This window comes from Gordonia araii NBRC 100433 (assembly GCF_000241265.1).
In the GTDB taxonomy this organism is placed as follows: domain Bacteria; phylum Actinomycetota; class Actinomycetes; order Mycobacteriales; family Mycobacteriaceae; genus Gordonia; species Gordonia araii.
On sequence record NZ_BAEE01000087.1, the window covers coordinates 14411 to 35290 of the forward strand.

The window sequence follows — 20880 nt, forward strand, 5'->3', positions numbered from 1 at the left end:
GTGAGGAGTGCGTATGCCGACCTTCAGGCTTGGTGATCAGGGCTCGGCAGTCGCGGAGATCCGGTCCATCCTGGTCGGACAGCAGCTTCTGGCCGACATTTCGGGCCCCGGCGATCTCATGGCCAGCAGTGACGGCTGGGCTTCGCCCGAGGCGGTGTTCGACGAGGAGCTCGACCACGCCGTACGCGCATTCCAGCAGCAGCGCGGGCTGCTCGTGGACGGCATCGTCGGCCCCGCCACCTATCGCGCCTTGCTGGAGTCCAGCTACCGTCTCGGGGCACGAGTACTGCTGTTCCGCCTCTCCGCGCCGATGACGGGCGACGACGTGGCCGCGTTGCAGTCGCGGCTGCAGAATCTAGGCTATTACCCCAACCTCGTCGACGGGGTCTTCGGCGAAGCGACCCACTTGGCGCTCTGCCGCTACCAGGCCGAGTACGGACTTTCCTCCGACGGCATCTGCGGTCCGGCGACCCTGCGGTCCCTGGAACGACTGGGCAACCGCATCACCGGCGGCTCACCGCACGCGATCCGCGAGGAGGAACGCGTTCGCAGGTCCGGTCCGCAGCTTTCCGGCAAGCGAGTCCTGATCGACGCGGGCAGCGGGGGAGCGCATCCGCTGTCGACCGGAGCAACCGCCGAGCTCGAGGAGCGCGTGCTGCGCGATCTCGCCCAGCGTCTCGAAGGCCGGATGGGCGCCGCGGGAATGGAGACTTTCGTCTCGCACGGCGAAGGCACCGCCCCCGACGACTCGGAGCGCGCTCATACCGCCAATGCCGTCGACGCCGACCTGGTCATCGCCTTGCGCTGCGCCCATCACCCGACCGCTGCGGCCAGCGGTGTAGCCAGCTTCTACTTCGGCAACAACCACGGCTCCTACTCGACGATCGGGCGCAACCTCGCGAGCTTCATTCAGCGCGAAATCGTCGCTCGCACAGGGCTTTACGATTGCCGCACCCATCCTCGGACGTGGTCGATCCTGCGCGAGACGCGCATGCCGACGGCGCTCCTGGACATCGGCTACATCACCAATCCGACCGACGCGGCCTGGCTCGACGATCCGGCTCACCGGGACACCGTCGCCGAGGCGATCCTGGTCGCCGTGAAACGGGTGTACCTGCTGGGCGAGAACGACCGTCCGACCGGGACGTACACGTTCGCCGATCTGCTTGCCGCCGAGCGCGCGATCTAGCCGGTTCGGTCCATCCGATCCGTCCGGCCTGACGCACGCAGTGCCGGCACCATCTCTCGCCGGGGCTCCTCGATCGTGATCTTCAGCGCTGCCTCGACGACGAGCCGTTCCAGTGCGCCCTCGACGGCGGACTTCCATCCGAGACCCTCGTCGAGCACCAATCGATAGCGCGGGAACCGGTGGTGCGGGGCGACGAGATCGAATCCGGAGTTCTCGAGAAAGTCCGCGTCGATCATGCACTCCAGACACACGTCATCGCCGTCCGACACCGGCCTCCGGATCCCGAACGCTTCGACGGCACGCACGCCGCGCTGGACGAGATCGGCGACCACGGCGTCGATGAGCATCGCCCGCACGTCCTCGAACCCGGCCACGGTGTGCATCGACATCAGCAGAACGGCGTCGGCGCTCACCGGTGAGGTGGGGAAGTGGGCGGCGCGCGGGACGCGCGCCGGCGGTGCGTAGAAGGCGGTGCCGACGACGGTGTGCCCCCCGGCCCGTGCCGCGGCTCCGGCGGGCATCACGTTGGAGCCGTGCTGTGCGAGCTGAGCGCAGGTTCCCCACTCGAGGAGCAGACCCGAGGTCCACGCCTCCTTGTCGAACTCGCTCACGCGGACGCCGGCACTCGGATCGACTTCCCAGAAGACGCACCCGCGGACATGGCGCGGTAACCGCTCAAATCCGTCGGTGTCGAGTGCGAGTAGCCGGATTCCCATCAACACTCACCCTGAATGTCGCAGAGATCGCGAAAGTTGTTGTGCCACAAGGCTTTCTGGTGCAACTCGCTCCCTCTCCGGCTGATCTGTCACAGTGACGTTATTGCCTCGTGTCCCTGGGTGCGGAAATCACGGGGCTTTTCGCGAGATTTCCCCGACGATCCGTTCGAGATCTTCCACCGAGCCGAACTCCACAACGATCTTGCCCTTGCGCTTGCCCAGACTGACCGTGACGCGGGTGTCGAGTCGATCCGAGAGCTTCTCCGCCACGTCCTGCAGCCCGGGCATCACCATCTGTTTGCGCTTCGCACTCGGCGTCGACGGGTCGAGAGCGTCACCGCGATTGGCAAGCGTCACCGCCTCCTCGGTCGCGCGCACCGAAAGGCCCTCGGCCACGATGCGGGCCGCGAGTGCCTCCTGCGCCGCGCTGCCGCCTTCGAGAGACAGCAGGGCGCGGGCGTGCCCGGCGGACAGTACTCCCGCCGCGACCCGGCGCTGGACCGGGATGGGTAGCTTCAGGAGCCGAATCATGTTGGTGATGAGCGGCCGGGAGCGCCCGATGCGCGTCGCCAGCTCCTCCTGCGTCACGTCGAACTCGTCGAGCAGCTGCTGGTAGGCGGCCGCCTCTTCCAAGGGGTTCAGCTGTGCGCGGTGAATATTCTCCAGCAGCGCGTCCCGGAGCATGTCGCCGTCGGGCGTCTCCCGGACGATTGCCGGAATGGTTTCAAGGCCGGCCTCCTGGCTCGCGCGCCACCGGCGCTCGCCCATGACCAACTGGTACTCCACCTGTCCCTGGGGGGACGGCAGCCGGCGCACGACGATCGGCTGCATAAGACCGAACTCGCGGATCGAGTGCACGAGTTCGTTCAGTGCCTCTTCGTCGAAGACGGTGCGCGGCTGCTGTGGGTTGGGTTGAATCTGTGCCGGGCGCAGCTCGCGGTACACGGCGCCGACACCGTCCGCCTCCGTGCCTGTTGCCGTCGCGCTGGGATCGACAGCGGTACCGACGCCGGTTCCGATGACGACGTCCGCCGCGGCGGCGCCCATGCGTTGAGTTCCCATCGAGGTGCTACCCGACGAGGTTTCATCCTCGGCTGGTCCGGTCGGGATCAGGGCGGCGAGGCCCCGGCCCAGCCCGCCTTTGCGCTGATTGTCTCGGCTCATGGTCAAGTCCTCCTAGCGCGCCGTGCCGTCGGTCGATGCACCCGCGAGCGCGAGTTCCCGAGCAGCATCCACGTAGCTCATCGCCCCGCGTGAACCGGGGTCGTAGTCGATGATCGTCATCCCGAAGCCGGGTGCTTCGGATACCTTCACACTTCGAGGAACGATGGTCTTGAGCACCTTGCTCGCGAAGTGCCGGCGCACCTCCTCGGCCACCTGATCAGCGAGCTTCGTCCGGCCGTCGTACATCGTGAGGAGCACGGTGGAGACGTGCAAATCGGGGTTCAGATGCGCCTGGACCAACTCGATGTTGCGCAACAACTGCCCAACGCCTTCCAGCGCGTAGTACTCGCACTGGATGGGAATCAGAACCTCGCGGGCCGCCACCATCGCGTTGACGGTCAACAGACCGAGCGACGGCGGGCAATCGATGAAGACGTAGTCGAGATCGAACTGTGCGAGCGTCTCGGGCGAGAGCGCGTTCTTCAACCGGTTCTCACGGGCGACCAGCGACACCAGCTCGATCTCGGCGCCGGCCAGGTCCAGCGTGGCCGGCACGCAGTAGAGGTGCTCATGAGCCGGACTCTGCTGGACCGCGGACGCCAGCGTCGCTTCGCCGAGGAGCAGTTCGTAGACCGACGAGATGTCCGGCTGCCGATGATCGATGCCCAGCGCGGTGCTGGCGTTCCCCTGGGGGTCGAGATCGATGACGAGAACACGCAGGCCGTGGATCGCCAGCGCGGCGGCCAGATTCACCGCTGTCGTCGTCTTGCCCACCCCGCCCTTCTGATTCGCGACGGTGATGACGCGCGGCTGTGACGGCCGGGGGAGGGGCGGGGTTCCACCGGGGGTGAGGATCTCGCTCGCGCGGGCCGCCGCCGCCGCGATCGGGGTATCGACGAAGGCCGATGCTTCCTCCTGGCCCGACGTTTCACGTGAAACATTCGGTTGATTAATCGGCACGTTCGTCCATCCTTCGATCGTTCATCGTTACTACATTCTGCGCTGTGCCCCCGACACGGACAACCGCGGGGCGCCCTGCCCGTCCGGCATCCGAGTCGTCGTCGGGATCCGCACGCATTGGGGTGGTCAGTGACTCTGTGTCGTGTTGTCCCGCCGGTTCGAGGAGCGGGCACGTCGTCGCTCGTCGCCGCGCTTCGCCACCTTGCGCCCGACCACCACGGTCGTCGGTTCCGGTAGCACTGTGCCCCCAACCGTGGTGACGGAGAGTTCCGCGATGCCGGCTCGGGCGCATGCGGCACGGTGCTCGTCGATCTCCGCCTGCGCGCTCGAACCCTTCATCGCCACCAACCGCCCCCCGGCCGCGATAAGGGGAGCCGACCATCGGACCAGTCGATCGAGTGGCGCGACGGCCCGGGACGTGACGGCATCGGCGTCGCCGTACTCGGCGACGATGCCCTTCTCCTCGGCCCGGCCCCGAGCCACTTCCACGTTCTCCAGCCCGAGGTCTGCGACGACCTCGGAGAGGAAGGTCGTCCGGCGCAGGAGCGGCTCGACGAGAACCAGACGAAGATCGGGGCGAGCAATGGCGACCGGTATCCCGGGAAGCCCGGCGCCGCTGCCGATGTCGACCACGCGAGCATCGCGGTCGAAGAGTTCACCGATGACCCCGCAGTTGAGGATGTGCCGCTCCCAGAGTCGCCCGGACTCGCGCGGCCCGATGAGTCCACGAGTCACGGCAGCATCGGCAAGCCAGTCCCGATAGGCGACGGCCAACGGTGTGCGATCCCCGAACACGCGGGTGGCTGCCTCCGGTACCGACACACCTATCCTCTCGTCTCGCCATGTTTCACGTGAAACATCGTCGCCCTTCGCTCATGTTTCACGTGAAACATGGCGACTTACATCGATGTGATTCACGTCCCGTGAACCGAGAAAGGCCCCGGCTTTCGCCGGGACCTTCCTCACTCGAATGTCGCTCTTAGCTTACGCGACCGCCCCTCGACCGGGACAGCCGCGCAACGCTACGAAGTCTTGATCACGACGACTCGCCGCTTCGGCTCCGCACCCTCGCTCTCGCTGACCACCCCGTCGACGGCCGCGACGGCGTCGTGAACGATCTTCCGCTCGAACGGGGTCATCGGGTCCAGTGCCTCGCGCTCGCCGGTCTCGCGGACTCGCTCGGCCACCTCGGTGCCCAGTCCCGCCAGCCGTTCGCGACGGTCCGCCCGCCACCGTGCGATGTCGAGCATCAGCCGGCTGCGGTCCCCCGTCGCCTGCTGAACGGCAAGGCGGGTCAGCTCTTGAAGCGCGTCCAGCACCTCGCCCCGTCGCCCGACCAGCTTGGCGAGATCGCGGCCGCCGTCGATGCTGACGACGGCCCGATCCCCGTCGACATCGAGGTCGATGTCGCCGTCGAAGTCCAGGACGTCGAGCAACTGCTCCAGGTAGTCGCCGGCGATCTCACCTTCTTCGATCAGCTGGTCCTCTTCGTCGATGTCGTCGGTCTCGGCAACGAGTTCCGGTGTATCGCTCTCGGGAGCCGCGTCATCGGGAGCCGCGTCATCGGCGGTCTCGGCAACGGCATCGTCGGCGGTGGTCTCGGGCTCGACGAACTCGTCGTCGGGAACCTGCGCGTCTGCAGTCATGATGGTTCTCCTCTGTGTCTATCGAAATGTCTTGGGGGAGGAGCTCAGCGGCTCTTCTTCCGTTTCTGGGCGGCTTGCCGGTTCTTCTTGGAACCGGCGGCCTTGCCCTTCGCCGCGGGGCCGCGCGGCGCCGCCCCTCCGCGCTTGGGAGACCCGCCCTGCTTGGGTTTGGATCCGCTCTCGGGCGCATCGCCGTCCGTTGCCTCATCACCGCTTGCCTCAGAACTCTCGTCCGTCGGTTCGTCACGTTTCGTGCGGTCCGGCCGGGCACCGGGTTTGGGGGCGTTCGCCTTGTTCTTCTCTTCCTTCGCTTGGCGCGCTTCTTCTTCCTCGCGCTCCATCCGACCGAAGACGATGTGCTGTTGACCGTAGGTCCAGATGTTGTTGCTGACCCAGTAGAGCAACACCGCCACCGGGAAGAACGGCCCGGAGACGAGGATGCCCAACGGGAACACGTACTGCGACAGCATGTTCATGATCCGCGTCTGCTGGCTTTCCAGCGCAGCGGCGGGCTGGCGCTTCACCGCGGCGCGGGCGTTCAGGTAGGTCATCAGCGAGGCGATGATCATGATCGGCACGACGACGAGCACGATGCCGAGGCGCGTGTAGGACGGGGCGCCGTGCATCATGAACGCTTCCCACTGCGGCTGGCCCGGACCGGGCATCGTGATGAACGACGCCAACGGCACACCGAAGAAACGGGCCTCCAGGAAGTTCTGGACCTGTTCGGCACTGAAGAAGTAGTTGGCCGTCTCCGCGTTGTCCTTCACGCTCATCGGCTCCATGCGCATGCCGAACTGGCCGCCGGTGCGGTTGAACGAGCGCAACACGTGGAACAGGCCGATGAAGACGGGGATCTGCATGAACATCGGCAGACACCCGAGGAGAGGATTGAAGCCGTGCTCGCGCTGCAGCTTCTGCATCTCCTCGGCCATCTTGACCTGATCCTTGCCGTACTTCTTACGGATGGCCTGCATCTGCGGCTGGATCTCTTGCATCTTCTTCGTCGTCTGGATCTGCTTGACGAAGGGCTTGTAGAGGATGGCTCGCAGGGTGAAGACGAGGAAGACGACCGACAGCGCCCAGGCGAAGCCGTTCCAGTTCGGCGAGTCCGGGGTGATCTTGTCGAACACCCAATGCCAGAGCCACATGATCCCGGACACCGGGTAGTAGATGATGTTCAGCACTTTGCTTTCAATCCCTCACTGCTGGGGTTCCGCCGCGGCGGAACCGGGTCGTATCCAGGCTTGTGCCACGGGCCGCACTTGGCCAGCCGTGCCACCGACAGCCAACTGCCGTAAAACAATCCGTGTTCGGTCAGCGCTTCGACCGCGTAGGTACTGCACGTCGGTTCGAAGCGGCAGGACGGCAACCGGGTGGGCGAGATCCAGACTTGGTAGAAGCGGATCACCGCGATGAGGAGTCGGCTCATGCCTTGCTCACCACCCGACGAAGTTGCTCGGCGAACTCGGCCGACGATCGCGACGCGGCGGAGGGGCGAGCCCGGATGACGAAGTAGGACTCCGTCGAATCGATCGGCAGCACCGCCTGCCGGAAGGCCGCACGGATCCTCCTGGCCACCCGATGCCGGATCACCGAATTGCCGACCTTCTTGCTCACAACCATTCCGAGCCACGGGCCGCCGAGCAGGGCGACGTCTGCGCGCGAACGATCAGGCCACGACGAAGCGACCTCGAGTCGATGGACGTCGAGGTCGCGCGTACGCATCCGCACTCCTTGCAAAAGGGTGCGCTGGAAGTCGGATCGCCGATGGATCCGGTGAGGGGAGTTCATCGTCGAACGAGCATCGGAGTCCGCTCCGATGCATGGTCGAACTGAACTCAGGCGCTCAGCTTTGCGCGACCCTTGCTGCGACGACCGCTGATGATCGAGCGGCCGGCGCGGGTCCGCATACGGAGACGGAAGCCGTGCTTGCGAGCGCGACGACGGTTGTTCGGCTGGAAAGTCCGCTTGCCCTTGGCCATCGGAGTGACTCCTTCAAGTAGGTGCCCGCTGCCGCAGGCTGTAACAAGTCCTGTTTCGCCGCACGGTGCCGAGACTTCTCGGATAGTCTGGTCAACTGTTGGCGTGGTGTTCCACCAGAGCCCGACCGGAAATCCGCGTGACGGTTATGACCTGTCGAGGGTACTGACTTCCACCACCACAATCAAACCGCCGACCTGCTGAGACCCGCAGTCCACGTACACCCCTTTGTGCACACTTGTGAATAACTGTGTGGAAAACTTGGCCACTCGATCTTCCCCGTGGCATGCTAGGAAACCCGAGCACGGCCAGGTAGGGGGAGCGATGACATTCACCGGTGAGTCTTTTCCCGACGTGTGGATGACCATCGTCGACGAACTCAACGACGACACCCGGGTGAACCCTCCGCTGACTCGCCAGCAGAAAGCCTGGCTTTCGCTGGTCCAACCCCTCACCCTCACCGAGGGTTTCGCGTTGCTGTCCGTGCCGAACCGAGTAGTCCAGGAACAGATCGAACGCAATCTTCGCGACGTCATTTGCAACGCCCTGTCCCGACAGCTCGGTCAATCCGTCGATCTGGGCGTGCGCATCCAGCCGCTCACACCGATCGACACCGATGCTGTCGCAAGCGATCCCGGCGCTGGCGAATCCTCCGCCGACGACGAGGAGGAACCGGCCGACGAGCCCGCCGACGACGATTGGAAATCTCGGCGCCGGCACTTCGGCGGCCGCGACGACAACGGCGACTGGTCCGATTCGTTCAGCCCCGGCGCCGAGTCGACCGCATCCTCGTCGGGAAACCTTCACCCCCGATACACCTTCGACACATTCGTCATCGGCGCGTCGAACCGCTTTGCCCACGCCTCCGCGGTCGCCGTCGCCGAAGCACCGGCCCGCGCGTACAACCCGCTCTTCATCTGGGGAGAGTCCGGTCTGGGAAAGACCCACCTGCTCCACGCGGCCGGGCACTACGCGCTGCGCCTCTTCCCGCAGATGCGAGTGAAGTACGTGTCCACCGAAGAGTTCACCAACGACTTCATCAACTCGCTGCGCGACGACCGCCGCGTCCAGTTCCAGCGGCGCTACCGCGACGAAGTCGACATCTTGCTCGTCGACGACATCCAATTCCTCATGGGTCGCGAAGGAACGCAGGAGGAGTTCTTCCATACCTTCAACACGCTGCACAACGCCGACCGGCAGATCATCATCTCCTCCGACCGCCCACCGCATCAGCTGGCCACGCTCGAGGACCGTCTGCGGACCCGCTTCGAGGGAGGTCTGATCACCGACGTCCAGCCGCCGGACTTGGAGACTCGCGTCGCGATCCTGCGCAAGAAGGCGCAGATGGACAAGATCGACGTTCCCGACGACGTGCTCGTGCTCATCGCCTCTCACATCGAGCGCAACATCCGCGAGCTCGAGGGCGCTCTCATCCGCGTCACCGCCTATGCCTCGCTGACCAATACCGAGCTCACCCGCTCGCAAGCCGAGATCGTGTTGCGCAACCTGCTGCCCGAGTCCGGTGCGCTCGAGGTCAGCGCGCCGCGCATCATCGCGGTCACCTCCGACTACTTCAGTGTCTCGATCGACCAACTCACCGGACCGTCGCGGAAACAGGAGATCGTCACTCCACGACAGATCGCCATGTATCTGTGCCGCGAGCTCACCGATCTCTCCCTGCCCAAGATCGGCGAGGCATTCAACCGCGACCATTCGACAGTCATGCACGCCGAGCGCAAGGTCCGCAAGGACATGACCAAGCAGCGCGAGATCTACGACCACGTCCAGGAACTCACCGCTCGGATCAAGCGCAGTCCCGGACCGCCCTGACCGTCGAATCTGACAACCCTCAACCAGACGACGAGAGTTCAGCCATCGACACGTCGATGCGATTCGCCGGTTGCCGCGGCCGCCATCGGCCTGTGGATCGTCGGCGGATAACCCACCGTGTGATGTGGACAGCCGTTGGACAACCGCTGAACAACTTTTCGCCGGTCCACACCGCAACGCGGTCCCCGCAGCTTTACCCACATCCCGTCCACAACACGAAGAGTATTGCTACCTGCGGAAATAGCAGTTACCCACAGTTTCCACCGTGCCTACTAACACTTCTAATCTCTCTAAGAGAATTTCCTCTAATAGTCGGCGTGTGCACAACCGGCCAGCCGTCGCCGGCCCGACTCGCCGTCGTCGCCGATCTTTTCCAACCCCGACCGCCACAACCGGCCTGGACGCTTTACAGTGGCGAGCATGAAGTTTCGTGTCTCACGCGACGAGTTCGCGGAGTCGGTGGCGTGGGTTGCCCGCAGCTTGCCGGCCCGTCCGCCGGTTCCGGTCCTGGGTTGTGTCGTGCTTACCGCTGGTGAGGGCGGATTGACCGTGTCGGGCTTCGACTACGAAGTCTCCGCCGAGGAGTCGATCGCCGCCGAGGTGGCCGAATCAGGCCGGGTGCTCGTGTCGGGCCGACTCCTGGCCGACATCACCAAGGCGCTGCCTGCCAAACCCGTCGACGTCGGGATCGACGGATCGCGGGTCTCGATCAGTTGCGGCAGCGCCAAGTTCTCGCTGCCGACGATGCCGGTCGAGGATTACCCGGAGATGCCGTCGATCCCATCGACGACGGGCACGATCCCCTCGAGCGTCTTCGCCGAGGCGATCTCCCAGGTCGCGGTGGCGGCTGGCAAGGACGACACGTTGCCGATGCTGACCGGCGTGCGGATCGAGATCGACGGCAAGATCGTCGTTCTCGCGGCCACGGACCGATTCCGGCTCGCGGTGCGCGAGCTCGAATGGCAGCCGAGCGATCCGGCCGCGTCGGGCGCCGTCCTCGTGCCGGCCAAGACACTGGCGGACGCGGCGAAGACGGCCGGCGGTGAAGCCGAAACCGACGTCACCCTCGCGTTCGGATCCGGTGCCGCGATCGGAGACGACGGAATCTTCGGAATCCTGGGGGGCGGAAAGAAGACGACGACACGTCTCCTCGACGCCGAGTTCCCGAAGTTCCGCCAATTGCTTCCGGCCAGCCACACCGCGGTGGCCACCATCGAGAGCGCACCGTTGCTCGAGGCGATCAAGCGCGTAGCGCTCGTCGCCGACCGCGGAGCACAGGTCCGGATGGAGTTCACCGAAGGTTCGGTGTTGCTGACGGCAGGTGGTGACGAAGCGGGTAAGGCGGAGGAACAGCTGCCGGTGACGTTCCGCGGCGAGCCACTCACCATCGCGTTCAATCCCGGATATCTGCAGGACGGTCTGACGGCGATCGGCGTACCGACCGTCGACTTCGGATTCACGACTCCCAGCCGTCCGGCGGTCCTGCGGCCGTCGACCGGCGAAGATCCCGTCGCCGATGAGAGCGGCGCGTTCCTCGCGCCGGATTCGGTATTCAGCTACCTGCTGATGCCGGTGCGCCTGCCTGGCTGATCGGTGTTCGTCCGCCAGCTGTCGTTGAGGGATTTCCGGTCGTGGCATGAACTCACTCTGGAGTTGACGGCGGAACCGGTAATCCTGGTGGGCCGCAACGGCTTCGGTAAGACCAATGTCCTCGAGGCGCTGTACTACCTGACGAATCTGCGTTCACATCGGGTGAGTTCGGACGCCGCGCTGGTTGCGGATGGGGCGCAATCGGCGCGCATCGGCGCAACCGTGCACAACGAGGGCCGTGAGCTGTCCGTTGAAATCACGCTCGTCGCGACCGGTGCGAACAAGGTGGCACTCAACACGAGGCCGGTGCGCCGGCACCGCGAGGTCGTGGGCGTGCTCCGGTCGGTGATGTTCGCGCCCGAGGATTTGCTGCTGGTCCGTGGGGAGCCGGCGGACCGTCGGCGGTTCGCCGACGACCTGGTGGCGGGCCAGGGTCCGGCGGCCGTGGCCGCCAAAGCGGATTACGACCGAGTGTTGCGCCAGCGGGCGGCGTTGTTGAAGACGGCCGGCGCGGCCATGCGGCGCGGTGGCGCGGACGCCGACTCGGTGGTCAGCACCCTCGACGTGTGGGATGGGCAGCTCGCGAGATTCGGTGCCCAGGTCACCGCGCACCGGATCACCACCGTCAACGAGTTGCAGCCCCACTTCGCGGCGGCCTACGCCGCGATCGCGCCGCATTCGCGACCCGCGTCGGTGACTTACCGCAGTGCCATCGGTCCCGAGGTGGCTGACGAGAGTGGCGTGGCGCGACCGGTCGAGGAGATCGAGGAGTTGCTCCTCGGCGCATTGTCGGAGTCGCGCGGCAAGGAGATCGATCGGGGTGTCTGCCTGATCGGACCCCACCGCGACGACCTCGACATCCGTCTCGGCGATCAGCTCGCCAAAGGGTATGCGAGCCACGGCGAGTCCTGGTCGCTGGCTCTCTCGCTGCGGTTGGCGACGGTGGAACTGGCCAGGGCCGACGGTGTCGAGCCCGTCATCATGCTCGACGACGTGTTCGCCGAGCTGGATGCCCGGCGCCGGGAGCATCTCGCCACCTTCACCGCGGAGGCGGAACAGTTGCTGATCACGGCGGCGGTGCCGGAGGATCTGCCCGCGGCCGTTCGCGGCCGCCGACTGTCGGTCGAGATGCGCGAGGACGAGGACGGCTCGACGCTTCGACGCCGGTCGGTGTTGGTGGCCGACGATAAACTGGCAGTCGATGACTGAGGCAGAGCCGAGCGGGTACGAACTCGCCAAGAAGGCGCTCGAGGATGCGAGGGCCAAGTCTCGCTCGCGCCGCGCCGCGCTCGGCAAACAACGACTCGACGGTGCGCCGCGCAACCGGTCCCGTCGACGGTGGTCCGGTCCGGCAGCCGACCACCGCGATCCGCAATCGTTGGGATCGCTCGTGGGGCGATTGGCCCAGACGCCGGGCTGGCAAGCCAACGTCGGTGCGGCAACCGTCCTCAATTCGTGGGATTCCATCGTCGGCGCCGACATCTCGGCTCATGCGAAGCCGACCCAGCTCACCGACGGCGTCCTGTACGTCGCGGCAGAGTCCACCGCGTGGGCGACGCAACTGCGGTACGTGCAACGCCAGATCTTGGCGAAGATCGCCGCACTCGTCGGGGACGGCGTCGTCACGCAGTTGAAGATCACCGGACCCCAGGCGCCCTCGTGGCGTAAGGGTCCGCGTCACGTTCCTGGACGGGGTCCGCGCGACACGTACGGGTGAGGCGTCCGGCGCGGTCGGCACGGTACGGCACAGGAGACCCGGAACGCCGCCGAATCGATTTTTTCCACAATCGGGCCACAAGATTGTCGAAAAAATCGATCTGTGAGCGTTCTAGCGGCCAGGCATCCCCGCTCTAGTGTGACTGACCCAGTACGATGTACCCGGTGCCCGAAATAGGGCTGTCGAGGGCTGAAACGCCCGCGGGACGGAATTTCAGCGAGTTACCTGAAGAGGGAGCGACGAGGCGCGTGGCGGAGAAGAAGAAGTCGACGAAGAAGAACGGCGAGTACGGCGCGGATTCGATCAGCATCCTCGAAGGCCTGGAGGCCGTGCGCAAGCGGCCGGGCATGTACATCGGTTCCACCGGTGAGCGCGGCCTGCACCACCTGCTGCAGGAGGTCGTCGACAACTCCGTCGACGAGGCGATGGCCGGCCACGCGACCCGTGTCGACGTGACGCTGCTCGCCGACGGCGGTGTCGAGGTGATCGACGACGGCCGCGGTATCCCCGTGTCCCGCCACGCCACCGGCATTCCGACCGTCGAAGTGGTCATGACCCAGCTCCACGCGGGCGGCAAGTTCGACTCGGACTCCTATGCCGTCTCCGGTGGCTTGCACGGCGTCGGCATCTCGGTGGTCAACGCCCTCTCGACCAGGGTCGAATTGGAGATCGCCCGCGACGGATTCGTCTGGACCCAGGACTACGAACGCGCGGTTCCCGGCCTGCTGAAGAAGGGCGAACCCACCAAGCGCACCGGAACCACCACGCGGTTCTGGCCCGACGGCGACATCTTCGAGACGACGACGTTCAGCGCGGAGACGGTCGCGCGCCGGCTGCAGGAGATGGCCTTCCTCAACAAGGGTCTGACCATCACTCTGACCGACAACCGGATCTCCGACGACGAAGCCATCGCCGAGGCCGACCTCGACGGTGACGGCACCGACAAGGCCGAGACGGTCAAGTCCGAGGAGGAGAAGAAGGCGCAGGCCGCCGTCGTGCGGACCCGCACCTATCACTACCCGGACGGGCTGGTCGACTACATCAAGCACCTCAACCGCACGAAGACGCCGATCCATTCGTCGGTCATCGGCTTCTCCGGCAAGGGGGAGGGCCACGAGGTCGAGATCGCGATGCAGTGGAACAGCGGGTACGCCGAGTCGGTCCACACCTTCGCCAACACGATCAACACGCACGAGGGCGGCACCCATGAAGAGGGCTTCCGTGCAGCGCTGACCGCGACGGTCAACAAGTACGCCGCGGACAAGAAGCTGGTCAAGGAGAAGGACGGCAAGCTCACCGGTGACGACATCCGCGAGGGTCTCGCCGCCGTCATCTCGGTGAAGGTGTCCGACCCCCAGTTCGAGGGTCAGACCAAGACGAAGCTGGGCAACACCGAGGTCAAGAGCTTCGTGCAGAAGGCGTGCAACGAGCATCTCGGCCATTGGTTCGAGGCGAATCCCGCGGAGGCGAAGACGATCATCCGCAAGGCCGTCGACTCCGCGCAGGCCCGCATCGCCGCCCGCAAGGCCCGCGAACTCGTGCGCCGCAAGACGGCGACCGACATCGGTGGCCTGCCCGGCAAGCTCGCCGACTGCCGCAGCAACGATCCGACCAAGTGCGAGGTCTACATCGTCGAGGGCGACTCGGCCGGCGGCTCGGCCAAGTCGGGCCGCGACTCGATGTACCAGGCGATCCTGCCGATCCGCGGCAAGATCATCAACGTCGAGAAGGCCCGCATCGATCGCGTGCTGAAGAACGCCGAGGTCCAGTCGATCATCACCGCCTTCGGCACCGGCATCCACGACGAGTTCGACATCAAGAAGCTGCGCTATCACAAGATCGTTCTGATGGCCGACGCCGACGTCGACGGTCAGCACATCGCGACGCTGCTGCTCACGCTGCTGTTCCGGTTCATGCGGCCGCTCATCGAGAACGGTCACGTCTACCTGGCGCAGCCGCCGCTGTACAAGCTGAAGTGGCAGAAGGGCGCCGAGCCGGAGTACGCCTACACCGACCGCGACCGCGACCGGCTGCTCGAGGCCGGTCGTGCCGAGGGCAAGAGGATCAACACCGATGACGGCATCCAGCGCTACAAGGGTCTGGGCGAGATGAACGCCAGCGAGCTGTGGGAGACCACGATGGATCCGTCGATCCGCGTGCTCAAGCAGGTCACCCTCGATGACGCCGCTGCGGCCGACGAGCTGTTCTCCATCCTCATGGGCGAGGACGTCGCGGCCCGCCGCGGATTCATCGCCCGCAACGCCAAGGATGTGCGGTTCCTCGATGTCTGATCACGGATGACACGAAAATCCCTGCACTGCACCAACTTTGGTGACGGTCACCGACCGGCGCCAGAACCGAAGAGGACTCCATGACTGACACCACGCTGCCGCCCACCGAGGACGAGGGGCACGACCGCATCCTTCCTGTCGACATCCAGCAGGAGATGCAGAACAGCTACATCGACTATGCGATGAGCGTCATCGTCGGTCGTGCGTTGCCCGAGGTCCGCGACGGCCTCAAGCCGGTGCATCGTCGGCTGCTCTACGCGACCAACGACGCCGGCTACCGGCCGGATCGCCCGTACGTGAAGTCGGCCAAGCCCGTCGCCGAGACGATGGGCAACTATCACCCGCACGGTGACACCGCGATCTACGACGCGCTGGTCCGCCTCGCGCAGCCGTGGTCGATGCGCTATCCGCTGATCGACGGGCAGGGCAACTTCGGGTCGCGCGGCAACGACGGTCCCGCCGCCATGCGTTACACCGAAGCCCGGCTGACGCCACTGGCGATGGAGATGCTGCGCGACATCGACGAGGAGACCGTCGACTTCGTCCCCAACTACGACGGCAAGACCGAGGAGCCCACGGTTCTGCCCGCGCGCATCCCGAATCTGCTGATCAACGGTTCGGGCGGTATCGCGGTCGGCATGGCGACCAACATCCCGCCGCACAATCTCAACGAGGTTGCCAACGCGGTGTTCTGGGCGCTCGAGAACCCGGAGGCCGACGACGAGACGATGCTCGCCGCCTGCATGGACTGCGTCAAGGGCCCCGACTTCCCGACCGCCGGGCTCATCGTCGGCGGTCAGGGAATCCGCGACGCGTACACGACCGGCCGCGGTTCGATTCGCATGCGCGGGGTGGTGGACATCGAGGAGAACAAGGGTGTCACGACTCTGGTCATCACCGAGCTGCCGTACCAGGTCAACCCGGACAACCTCATCCAGTCGATCGCGGAGCAGGTCAACGAGGGCAAGCTCAAGGGCATCAGCCGGATCGAAGATCAGTCGTCGGACCGCGTCGGCATGCGCATCGTCGTCACGCTGCGCCGCGACGGCGTCGCCAAGGTCGTGCTGAACAACCTATACAAGCACAGCCAGTTGCAGACCAGTTTCGGCGCCAACATGCTGTCCATCGTCGACGGGGTGCCGCGCACGTTGCGCCTCGACCAGATGATCCGGTTCTACGTCGCGCACCAGATCGACGTCATCGTGCGGCGCACCCGGTACCGGTTGCGGAAGGCTGAAGAGCGGGCCCACATCCTGCGCGGTCTGGTCAAGGCGCTCGATGCGCTCGACGAGGTGATCGCGCTGATTCGCGCCTCGGCTAACACCGAGGAGGCGCGCAACGGGTTGATGGACCTGCTGGACATCGACGAGATCCAGGCCGACGCTATCCTCGCGATGCAGCTGCGGAGGCTGTCCGCGCTCGAGCGGCAGAAGATCGTCGACGAGCTGGCTGAGATCGAGCGCGTCATCGCCGACCTGCAGGACATTCTCGCCAAGCCCGAGCGGCAGCGCGCCATCGTCCGGGACGAGCTCGCCGAGATCGTCGACAAGTACGGCGACGAGCGTCGGACGAAGATCATTGCGGCAGAAGGGGATGTGGCCGACGAGGACCTCATCGCCCGCGAGGACGTCGTCGTCACGATCACCGAAACCGGGTACGCCAAGCGCACCAAGACCGATCTGTACCGCAGCCAGCGTCGCGGCGGAAAGGGTGTCCAGGGCGCCGGCCTGAAGCAGGACGATATCGTCGCGCACTTCTTCGTCTCCTCGACCCACGACTGGATCTTGTTCTTCACGACGAAGGGCCGCGTGTACCGGGCCAAGGCCTACGAGCTGCCGGAGGCGGCGCGCACCGCGCGCGGCCAGCACGTCGCCAACCTTCTCGCCTTCCAGCCGGAGGAGCGGATCGCGCAGGTCATCCAGATCAAGTCCTACCAGGACGCCCCGTACCTGGTGCTCGCCACGCGCAATGGCCTGGTGAAGAAGTCCAAGCTCGAAGACTTCGATTCGAACCGCTCCGGGGGCATTGCCGCGATCAACCTGCGCGGCGAGGACGAACTCGTCGCCGCCCGGTTGTGCAGCGCCGAGGACGACCTGCTGCTGGTGTCGGCGCACGGGCAGTCGATCCGGTTCAGCGCGACCGACGAGGCGCTGCGGCCGATGGGCCGGCAGACGTCGGGAGTGCAGGGCATGCGCTTCAACGAAGGGGACGCGCTGCTGTCGATGGTCGTCGTCGACGAGGACGACTATTTGCTCTGCGCCACCTCCGGTGGTTACGCCAAGCGCACCCGGATGGCGGAGTACCCGGTGCAGGGTCGAGGCGGCAAGGGTGTGCTGACGATTCAGCACGATAAGAAGCGCGGCGAGCTGATCGGTGCGCTGCGGGTCAACGACGACAGCGAGCTCTACGCCATCACATCGTCGGGTGGTGTCATCCGCACGTTGTCCAAGCAGGTGCGACGCGCCGGACGTCAGACGAAGGGAGTTCGTCTGATGAACCTTGATGAAGGCACTACGCTGTTGGCGATCGCCCGAAACGCCGATGAGCCCGACGAGGACTCGACGGACCAACGCTAGGAATGCCACGTGACGACTGAAGAACCAGATCCGAAATCCTCCGAGGCGACCGCTGACCAGGCGAAAGCCGAGGGGGAGAAGGCTGAGTCGTCGGCCGGCGCGGCCCAGGCCGCCGCCGGTAGGGCGGCCGATCTGGCCAAAGCCGCTGAGCAGGAGGCCGAGTCTCTCGGGGCAGATTCGGCGGCGGAGCCGAAGACGGGCGGCAGGGCGTCCGGTGCTGCGAGGTCGACGTCGCGCAGATCCACCGCGCGTAAATCGACGGGTGCCAGGTCCGGCGCCGGCCGGTCGTCGGCGACGAAGACGAAGACGGCTTCTGCCGAAGCGGCCGGTGGAGCGCCTGCTGCGGGCAACCAGCCCTCGGGCGATTCGGCAGGGCAATCGGATTCGGGAGGGCAGTCGTCGGGTCAGCCGGCGGCTCAGCAGGGGAACCAGTCGGCGGCTCAGGGCGGGAAGCCCGCAGGTCAGCCCGACGGCCAACCCGGCGGTGGAAAGCCGGGAGTGAAGCCGCCGTGGCAGCGGGCCGACGAGCTCGCACCGGATACCGCGGGCAACGGTGACGTTCCGCCACCGCCGCCGCGCAAGAAGCCGATCATCACCGGAACGGCGGCGCCCAAGCTCACCGAACCGGCGCCCGAGCCCGGCGGCGGCGATCGGTTCGTCGAGTCGCCGACTCGCAACACGCCGCCGGTGAAGTCGAAGAATCTGCCCAACCTGGACGAGATTCACGTGCCCGCACCGGGCGCGGCACAGCGGGGCGGTCCATCGCTGGGTCAGCGTTCGGCACCCACCCATGTGGGAGCGGCGGGAGCCGTCGGGGCGCGGGCCCTCCGTGCCACCGTCCAGATCCGGCGGATCGATCCGTGGTCGACGCTCAAGATCTCAGCCATTCTGTCGGTGATCGGGTTCTTCATCTGGATGATCGCCGTTGCGGTGCTCTATCTGATCCTCGAGGGAATGGGCGTATGGGCTCAGCTCAACTCGTCGGTCGGGACGTTGACGACCGACGGGGGAGGTGCCGACGCACTCGGTGCGGGCACCGTGTTCGGCTGGGCCTTCATGCTCGGAATCGTGAACGCGATCTTGCTGACGGCTCTCGCCTCGGTGGGCGCGTTCATCTATAACCTGTGTGCCGACTTCATCGGCGGTGTCGAAGTCACCCTCGCCGATCTGGACTAGCCAACCTGGATCAGCCACCCCATATCAACCGGCCCGACCGACCAGTGTGGCACGACGTCTGTTGGGTGGTCGAGCGGCTGTATCGAGACCCCGCGCGAGCAGGTTGGGGGTTGGGGTTGGGTGGTCGAGTGAATCCCGAGCTTGCGAGGGATTTGTATCGAGACCACGGCGAGCGGGTCTGGGATCGTTGCTGGTGGCGGTGATCTCGATACGCCCGCGTCGCTGCGCTCCTCGGGCACTCGATCACCCAAACTGAGCACTCGATCGCCCAATTTGGCCACTCGATCACCCAGGTGGGTCACCTGTTGACGACCACCCGGGTGCTCGGCGGATGCTCGCGATCTGGATCAGGCCCTGACGAACTCGCTTACGGTCACCGAGGTCGTGAAGTCTCGACTGGCCACCTGGGTAAACCTGGCCGGCCGGTAGGACATGGCGAACAGGGGCTTGCCGGCGCCGAGAACGACAGGGTGGCGTTTCAGGACGAGGCGGTCGATCTCGTCGACCAGCTGGCCCGCGAGATTCGATCCGCCACATAGCCAGATGTCCCCGGTGTCGCGTTCCTTCAACCTGCGGACCACCGCGACCGGATCGTCGTCGGTGAACGTGACGTTCTCGGCCGGCTCGTGATCGCGGTGGGTGAAGACGTACTGGTCAAGGTGACGGTAGGGACTGGTCACGTTGGGCAAGCCCATCGCGTAGGTGTCGGCGCCCATGACGACGGCACCGAACCGCCCACGGCTCTGGTCCAGGCCCATGTGCTCGGCGAAGTGGGTGGGCAGCGCGTCGGGATAGTTGTCGAACAAATCCTGCATGTGATCGCCCTCGGTTGCGAAGGTGTCGTACTGGTGATCGGGACCGGCGATATAACCGTCCAGACTCACCGCGACGAGATAGACGAGTTCAGCCACGAGCGGCTCCTATCTACAGCAGATGTAGTGGTTAAGACTGACTGGATGAGACTACGACGGCTGTCGTGGTTTCGTCTAGTCTGTTTCTCGTGGCCCGTAACGAGGAACGCCGGAACAGGCTCGCCGACGCCGGATTGGCGATCCTCGCTGCCGAGGGAAGCCGAGGTCTCACCCATCGCGCCGTCGACCGAGAAGCGCATGTCCCGATCGGCACGACGTCGAACTACTTTCGCGACCGGCGGGCGCTGATCTCCGGACTCGTCGAACGGATCGGGCAGCGTCTCGCGCCGACGGCCGACTTCCTCGCCGAGCGGGCAGACCGGCCGCCGACGCGCGAACTCTTCACCGAGTATCTGCAGAACATCGTCGACCGGCTGCTCGCCGATCCGCAGGTGACCGTCGCCCTGTTGGAGCTGCGCCTGGAGAGCACTCGCCGACCGGAGGTGGCCGAGTCGCTGGGTCAGTGGCAGCGGACGAGCTTCGACGCCGACGTCGAATTCAACGTCGCAGCGGGATTCCCGGGCGCAGAGACGGAAATCGCGCTCTTCCACTACGCGATCGACGGGTTGGTTCTGGACCAGCTCACGACGCCGCTGCTGCCAGGCACCTCGACCGCGGCGATCGTCGACCGCCTGGTCGCAGGGCTGCTGCCGCCGGAATAGCCGGTACCGCCGCTATCGTTTTGTGTCGGTAGCTGCACATACGGTAATGTCTGCTCTCGGTTCACGGGCCTATAGCTCAGGCGGTTAGAGCGCTTCGCTGATAACGAAGAGGTCGGAGGTTCAAGTCCTCCTAGGCCCACCACCCACACTTGCCAGACCCGCGAAGTACCTCGTGAACTGGCGATCGGGGCCTTAGCTCAGTTGGTAGAGCGCCGCCTTTGCAAGGCGGATGTCAGGAGTTCGAATCTCCTAGGCTCCACCCTGTGATGAGTCGCGACATAGGTCTCATCTGAGTCGCGACATGTGTCACGTAGGAGCCCCTGGCCGTCGGCCAGGGGCTCTTCGTGTGTTTCGCCAGTAGTTCTTGGGTTGGGTCGAGGGTGGAGACACGGACATAGGACACGGCCCGAAGCGGGGATAACGGACTCTCTGTGGTGGTAGTAGTCATGCCCAACGCTTCGGGGCCCAT

18 protein-coding genes, 2 tRNA genes and 1 pseudogene are annotated in these 20880 nt (G+C 65.6%); 11 read left to right on the top strand and 10 right to left on the bottom strand.

Annotated elements, in window-relative coordinates:
* The first annotated feature begins 13 nt into the window (after positions 1-13).
* Positions 14-1189 (top strand): N-acetylmuramoyl-L-alanine amidase, encoded by a 1176-nt coding sequence (locus tag GOARA_RS17635; protein WP_007323794.1) that lies wholly within the window; start codon positions 14-16, stop codon positions 1187-1189.
* Here the strand turns inward: GOARA_RS17635 and GOARA_RS17640 are convergent.
* The 9 genes and pseudogenes from GOARA_RS17640 to rpmH all read right to left on the bottom strand — a co-directional run bounded on the left by GOARA_RS17640 (position 1186) and on the right by rpmH (position 7660).
* On the bottom strand, positions 1186-1905 hold the full coding sequence (locus tag GOARA_RS17640; protein ID WP_007323795.1) for a hypothetical protein: 720 nt from the start codon (positions 1903-1905) through the stop codon (positions 1186-1188). The genes GOARA_RS17635 and GOARA_RS17640 overlap by 4 nt on opposite strands.
* A 129-nt stretch (positions 1906-2034) precedes the next feature.
* Positions 2035-3069, bottom strand: a complete 1035-nt coding sequence (locus tag GOARA_RS17645; protein WP_007323796.1) for a ParB/RepB/Spo0J family partition protein — start codon at positions 3067-3069, stop codon at positions 2035-2037.
* A 12-nt stretch (positions 3070-3081) separates the two neighbouring features.
* On the bottom strand, positions 3082-4029 hold the full coding sequence (locus GOARA_RS17650; protein WP_007323797.1) for a ParA family protein: 948 nt from the start codon (positions 4027-4029) through the stop codon (positions 3082-3084).
* A 126-nt stretch (positions 4030-4155) separates the two neighbouring features.
* Positions 4156-4851, bottom strand: coding sequence for a 16S rRNA (guanine(527)-N(7))-methyltransferase RsmG (rsmG, locus tag GOARA_RS17655; protein WP_007323798.1), 696 nt, complete (start codon positions 4849-4851; stop codon positions 4156-4158).
* 200 nt (positions 4852-5051) lie between these two features.
* Positions 5052-5675, bottom strand: a complete 624-nt coding sequence (locus GOARA_RS17660) for a Jag family protein (protein ID WP_007323799.1) — start codon at positions 5673-5675, stop codon at positions 5052-5054.
* A 44-nt stretch (positions 5676-5719) separates the two neighbouring features.
* Positions 5720-6862, bottom strand: coding sequence for a membrane protein insertase YidC (gene yidC, locus GOARA_RS17665; protein WP_007323800.1), 1143 nt, complete (start codon positions 6860-6862; stop codon positions 5720-5722).
* Positions 6863-6894: 32 nt separating this feature from the next.
* Positions 6895-7101, bottom strand: a pseudogene (yidD, locus tag GOARA_RS17670) (membrane protein insertion efficiency factor YidD); the annotation flags it as partial.
* 2 nt (positions 7102-7103) lie between these two features.
* Positions 7104-7469 (bottom strand): ribonuclease P protein component, encoded by a 366-nt coding sequence (rnpA, locus tag GOARA_RS17675; protein WP_040523900.1) that lies wholly within the window; start codon positions 7467-7469, stop codon positions 7104-7106.
* A gap of 47 nt (positions 7470-7516) precedes the next feature.
* The gene (gene rpmH, locus GOARA_RS19575) at positions 7517-7660 is read right to left on the bottom strand and encodes a 50S ribosomal protein L34 (protein WP_007323803.1); all 144 of its coding nucleotides are present in this window, start codon (positions 7658-7660) and stop codon (positions 7517-7519) included.
* Positions 7661-7982: 322 nt separating this feature from the next.
* Here rpmH and dnaA point away from each other — a divergent pair, with 322 nt between their 5' ends.
* From dnaA to GOARA_RS20680, 7 genes are all read left to right on the top strand, one after another.
* Complete coding sequence (gene dnaA, locus GOARA_RS17680) at positions 7983-9488, top strand: chromosomal replication initiator protein DnaA (RefSeq protein WP_007323804.1); 1506 nt, start codon at positions 7983-7985, stop codon at positions 9486-9488.
* A gap of 420 nt (positions 9489-9908) precedes the next feature.
* The gene (gene dnaN, locus GOARA_RS17685) at positions 9909-11078 is read left to right on the top strand and encodes a DNA polymerase III subunit beta (RefSeq protein ID WP_007323805.1); all 1170 of its coding nucleotides are present in this window, start codon (positions 9909-9911) and stop codon (positions 11076-11078) included.
* Positions 11079-11081: 3 nt separating this feature from the next.
* Positions 11082-12287, top strand: a complete 1206-nt coding sequence (recF, locus tag GOARA_RS17690) for a DNA replication/repair protein RecF (RefSeq protein WP_007323806.1) — start codon at positions 11082-11084, stop codon at positions 12285-12287.
* Entirely contained in the window at positions 12280-12795 is a 516-nt protein-coding gene (locus GOARA_RS17695; protein ID WP_007323807.1) for a DciA family protein, read from the top strand. Before recF ends, GOARA_RS17695 begins: the two co-directional genes overlap by 8 nt.
* Before the next feature lie 248 nt (positions 12796-13043).
* Positions 13044-15086 carry a DNA topoisomerase (ATP-hydrolyzing) subunit B gene (gyrB, locus tag GOARA_RS17700; RefSeq protein WP_007323808.1) on the top strand — a complete coding sequence of 681 codons (2043 nt, stop codon included), beginning with the start codon at positions 13044-13046 and terminating at the stop codon, positions 15084-15086.
* A gap of 80 nt (positions 15087-15166) precedes the next feature.
* On the top strand, positions 15167-17662 hold the full coding sequence (gene gyrA / locus GOARA_RS17705) for a DNA gyrase subunit A (protein ID WP_007323809.1): 2496 nt from the start codon (positions 15167-15169) through the stop codon (positions 17660-17662).
* 9 nt (positions 17663-17671) lie between these two features.
* Positions 17672-18838: a DUF3566 domain-containing protein gene (locus GOARA_RS20680; RefSeq protein ID WP_007323810.1), complete on the top strand. Its 1167-nt coding sequence runs from the start codon at positions 17672-17674 to the stop codon at positions 18836-18838.
* A gap of 347 nt (positions 18839-19185) precedes the next feature.
* On the opposite strand, the gene GOARA_RS17715 is transcribed toward GOARA_RS20680, so the two are convergent.
* Entirely contained in the window at positions 19186-19749 is a 564-nt protein-coding gene (locus GOARA_RS17715) for a dihydrofolate reductase family protein (protein WP_007323811.1), read from the bottom strand.
* 89 nt (positions 19750-19838) lie between these two features.
* On the opposite strand from GOARA_RS17715, the gene GOARA_RS17720 reads away from it, so the two are divergent.
* The 3 genes from GOARA_RS17720 (at position 19839) to GOARA_RS17730 (ending at position 20670) form a co-directional block, all read left to right on the top strand.
* Positions 19839-20411, top strand: a complete 573-nt coding sequence (locus GOARA_RS17720; RefSeq protein WP_040523901.1) for a TetR/AcrR family transcriptional regulator — start codon at positions 19839-19841, stop codon at positions 20409-20411.
* Positions 20412-20476: 65 nt separating this feature from the next.
* Positions 20477-20553: transfer RNA gene (locus GOARA_RS17725), tRNA-Ile, on the top strand.
* A 44-nt stretch (positions 20554-20597) separates the two neighbouring features.
* Positions 20598-20670 (top strand) — tRNA-Ala (locus GOARA_RS17730).
* Positions 20671-20880: the final 210 nt, after the last annotated feature.